Below are 4,251 nucleotides of genomic sequence, written 5' to 3' on the forward strand. Positions count from 1 at the left end.
CGGGCTCGTCCGACCAGCCAGGCGAGGGATGCCGTGAAGAGCGCGACCCCGACGGCCAGCTCCCGCGGCGCGGGGATCGAGACGGGCCCCAGCGTCATCGTCGGGCTCGGCGCCGAGAGGCCGAAGGCGATGCCGAACACGCCCATCGCCGCGACCACGACGACCGCAGCCGCCGCTCGCCGGCCGGGATGCAGGGCGAAGAGGCTCGCGAGGAACGCACCGAAAAGGCTGACGACCAGCAGCGGGACGAGCACGGCCTGATATTCACCGAGCGGCGGCGCGAGGGTGAGGATCTGCTTCCAGCCGACGACGACTCCCAGCACCGCGTCACGCAGCGCTGCACCGAACGCTGCAGCGGAGGTCAGTCCTGACGGCACCGCAAGAGGCACGGCGAGCGCAAGGTAGGCGCCGACCACCGTGATGGTGCCGAGCACCGGCCCGAGCCTACGTGTGCGCACGAGCAGCCCCACGGCGATGCCCGTCAGTCCACCCGTCGCGGCCACGGCGATCACCCGCGGCGACTCGTAGACCGGCCATGCGGCAGCGGTCGTCAGCGCCACGCCGACGAGCAGGTAGGCGAGAGCCCACAGGGTCAGGGCGCGCGAGGCCGGCGGTCGACGGCGGGTCCGCGCGACGGCATCCGTGCCGCTCATCGCAGCGCTCCCCTGGCCAGCATCTTCGGCAGGTCGCCCAGCGCGCCGAGAGTGAGCACTGAGAGCTCGCGGGCGTTGCGCAGCGTCGGCTCCGCGCCCGGCTCGCTGCGCACCGCGACCGGTTCGACCGCCGCGGGCAGCCGCACGGCGGCACGGCGGAGCCGGTCCGTCCCCATCCGCGATCCGGTGAGCAGGAAGGCGATCGACAGGTCGGGGTAGGCCTGGGCGGTCAGGGCGGTGACCGCCTCGAGGCGCATCACGTCGTCGGCGAGCTCGAGCGTCGAGGTGCCGTCGAGCAGCGTGCGCGGGGTGAGGGTCGACAGCGTCCGGATCGACTGCGTCGTCGTGGCGCCGTGCTCGGAGACGGCTCCGCTGACGGCGAACAGCACGTCGCGGCCCTCGAACACGCCCTGCAGGGCGAGGGATGCCGCGGCGCTGACCGTGTTCTCGAACTCGTCGTCGCCCTCGTACGAGTCGGTCGCGAGATCGAGCAGGACGGCGATGCGCGCGTGGCGCGACTCCTCGTATTGGCGCACCATGAGTCGGCCGGTCTTGGCCGTCGACTTCCAGTGCACGTGGCGCTGAGAGTCGCCGACCACGTACTCGCGCACCGCGTGGAACGAGAGATCCGCATCGACGAGGGTGGTGCTGGGGGTGCCCTCGAGGTCGCGGATGAGACCGGCTGCGGTGCTCGGGATGGCGACGGTCACCGGATGCACGTGGATGCGCTGCACGTCGGGCCAGCTGAGCTCGCGGCGCAGCAGCCCGATCGGATCGCCGCGGGTGATGGTCATCGGCCCGACGTCGATCACGCCGCGGCGGTGTGCGGCGATCGTCAGCTCTTCACCGTGCTGCGCGCCCGGTCGCAGCAGCGGCACGTGCGCTTCGATCAGCCCGTCGCCGACCGGCACGTCGACGACGCCGGGCAGCGACAGGCGCGTGCCGTGGTTGTGCACATCGAGAGTCGCCGCGATCTCGGAGCCGGCCACCACACGGTCGCGGTCGAGCGCGAGCCCGATGCGGTAGTCGTGGGCGCCGAGCACGAACGGGACGCAGAGCACGAGCAGCGTGAGCGAGATCGCGGCGACCGCCCACGCCTCCACCCATCCGAACGCCAGTCCCGCGGCGACCCCGAGCACGAGCGCGCATACGACGAGCGCGCCGGCGGCGGTGACCGTCTCCTGCACCCATGCGGCGGCCATGCGGCCTGCGCGGCTCAGAGCACGCCCGGTCCGGCGCAGGCCGGACACCGCACCGCGGACGGCACCGCGCTGTGTCGTGGTGGAGTACCGCGTGACCGTGGAGGTGCGGGTCGACGTGCTGGTGCGCGCCGCCGTCCTCGTGATCCGCGATTCGGTGCTGAAGCTCACGCAGTGCCGTTCTCGCGCGGGGGATCGACGTCGAGCAGGATCTGCCCGATCACCGCGACCGCGGTGACCCCGTCGAACTCCGCTTCGGGTTCGAGCACGAGGCGGTGGGCGAGCGCCACCACGGCCAGCTCGCGCACGTCGTCGGGGGTGACGAACGTGCGTCCGCTCTTCGCCGCCCAGGTCATCACGAGGCGCGACAGGGCGAGCGCGCCGCGCACGCTGACGCCGAGGCGCACCTCGGATGCCCGGCGGGTCGCGTCGACAATGCGCATGATGTAGTCGGAGATGAGCGGGTTCACGTAGACGCCCCTGGCGATCTCGCCCATCGTCAGCAGCGTGTCGGTGCCGACGAGCGGCGCGAGCTTCTTCTGCGGCTCGGGGGCCGCCTGCAGGATCCGCATCGTGGCCGCGTCGTCGGGGTAGCCGATCGAGGTCTTGATCATGAAGCGGTCGAGCTGCGCCTCGGGAAGCCGGTACGTGCCGCCCTGCTCGATCGGGTTCTGCGTGGCCAGCACGACGAACGGCGAGCCGACGGCCCGGCTGACACCGTCGACCGTGACCGTTCCCTCCTCCATCACCTCGAGCAGAGCGGACTGGGTCTTCGGGCTCGCCCGGTTGATCTCGTCGGCGAGCACGATATTGGCGAACACGGGGCCGGCGTGGAACTCGAACTCGCCCGCCTTCTGGTCGTACACCGTGATGCCGGTCACGTCACCGGGCAGCAGGTCGGGGGTGAACTGGATCCGCGTGCTCGTGCCCGTGACCGTCTGCGCGATGGATCGCGCGAGCGCGGTCTTGCCCGTGCCCGGGAAGTCCTCCAGCAGCACGTGCCCGCCGGTCACCGCGGTCGCGACCACGAGCTCGATCACGTGCCGCTTGCCGAGGATCGCCTGCTCGACGTTCTCCGAGAGGAGCGAGAACGTCTCGGCGAACCAGGAGGCCTGTTCGGGGGCGATGGTCATGCAGCATCCTCTCGACGGGGGCGGGCGGCGGGTGCGCCGCCGAAGGTCATGGGCATCCGGTCATCCTCTGGGTGATCGGAGAGAGCGTCACGTACGCGCCGTTCCACGAGAGCGTCACGTCGAACGAGCCCGGTGCGTCGGCGAGCTCGACCGACGTCACCCGGTACGAGCCGCGCGCGGCGGACGAGACGCGTACGGCGGCTGACGGGTCGGCGGGCGGCAGGCACTGTGCGAAGTCGACCTCGACGATGGTCGGCGCCGTGGTGGCGGTGATGTTCACGGTGTTGGAGCACCGCTCGGTCTCGGTCGCGTGGCATGCCCTGGCGCGGACCTGCCCCGGGGAGGCGTCCGCACTCAGCGTGAAGTCGCCGCGCCACGACCCGTACATCTGGTACTGGGCCACGAAGCCCGGCTCGACGTCGATCGCGGGTGCCGAGGCGAGCGGGTACGAGTACCGATCGCCGTGACGGGTGGGGTTCTCGCTGACTTTGTACGTGGTGTCGCCGCCGGGGCCGTCGACGAAGGTGAAGGTGAACACCCGCGCGGTGGTCGACTCGGCGACGCCGTATCCGTTCGACACGCAGGCCTTCACGTTGTACGCCTGGTACGCCTCGAGGCCCTGCAGCGACGGCGACGACGAGGTGACATCCGCCCCAGAGACCTGCAGGGCACCGGAATCGTCGGCGCTGCACGTCGCCCTGCCCGAACGCCACGCCAGGTACACGACCTCGAGCGGCTCGGCGCTGCCGTTGGCCTGCGGCGCGATGCCAGACACGTTCACGGCCGTGTTCGACACGGCGGTGGCCTGGGTCTGAGCGGGATCGAAGTACGGGGCGCCGGCGACCGTGACCGAGACGGGGTACGAGGCCCCTTCGTTGCCGCCGCCGGTGGGCGGCTGGAACTGGCTGACCGGCACGAGCGTGATGGTCTGCGCTCCGGGAGCCAGCTTCAGCTCGGCGGTCGTGGTGGCCCCGGTGCGCTGGATCACCTCACCGGTCTCGGCCACCCGGAACGCGCGGGCGTCGCTCGCCGCGGTGACGGCGAGCGAGACCACGCCCTTGCCGCGGTCGCTGCTGCCGTGCCGGTACACGGGGGTCGCGGTGGCGTTCGAGATCACCGGCGCTTCGTACGCCCAGCTGGTGTGCGCCGAGGTGGTCGCCGACGTTCCGACGGCGTTGACCGCCGCTGCCGTGAACGAGTGCGGCACCCCGTTCACCAGACCGTTCACCGCGCATCGGTATGCGCTGCCCGCCGGCCGGCAGGCGG

The 4,251-nt window shown here is 71.7% G+C and carries 3 protein-coding genes and 1 pseudogene; all 4 read right to left on the bottom strand.

The window, feature by feature from the left end; translation table 11 throughout:
* Positions 1–653: pseudogene (locus tag RT309_RS13940) on the bottom strand (hypothetical protein); the annotation flags it as partial.
* A complete protein-coding gene (locus RT309_RS13945; protein ID WP_313357992.1) occupies positions 650–2,023 on the bottom strand; it encodes a DUF58 domain-containing protein in 1,374 nt (457 codons plus the stop codon). The gene RT309_RS13945 and the pseudogene RT309_RS13940, both read right to left, overlap by 4 nt.
* Positions 2,020–2,985 (bottom strand): MoxR family ATPase, encoded by a 966-nt coding sequence (locus RT309_RS13950; protein ID WP_313357994.1) that lies wholly within the window; start codon positions 2,983–2,985, stop codon positions 2,020–2,022. The genes RT309_RS13945 and RT309_RS13950 overlap by 4 nt, the downstream gene beginning before the upstream one ends.
* Before the next feature lie 46 nt (positions 2,986–3,031).
* On the bottom strand, positions 3,032–4,251 hold a 1,220-nt coding region (locus RT309_RS13955; protein WP_313357995.1), incomplete at its 5' end, for a hypothetical protein.

Origin of the sequence: Microbacterium sp. (genome assembly GCF_032084865.1) — a bacterium.
Lineage (GTDB): Bacteria > Actinomycetota > Actinomycetes > Actinomycetales > Microbacteriaceae > Microbacterium.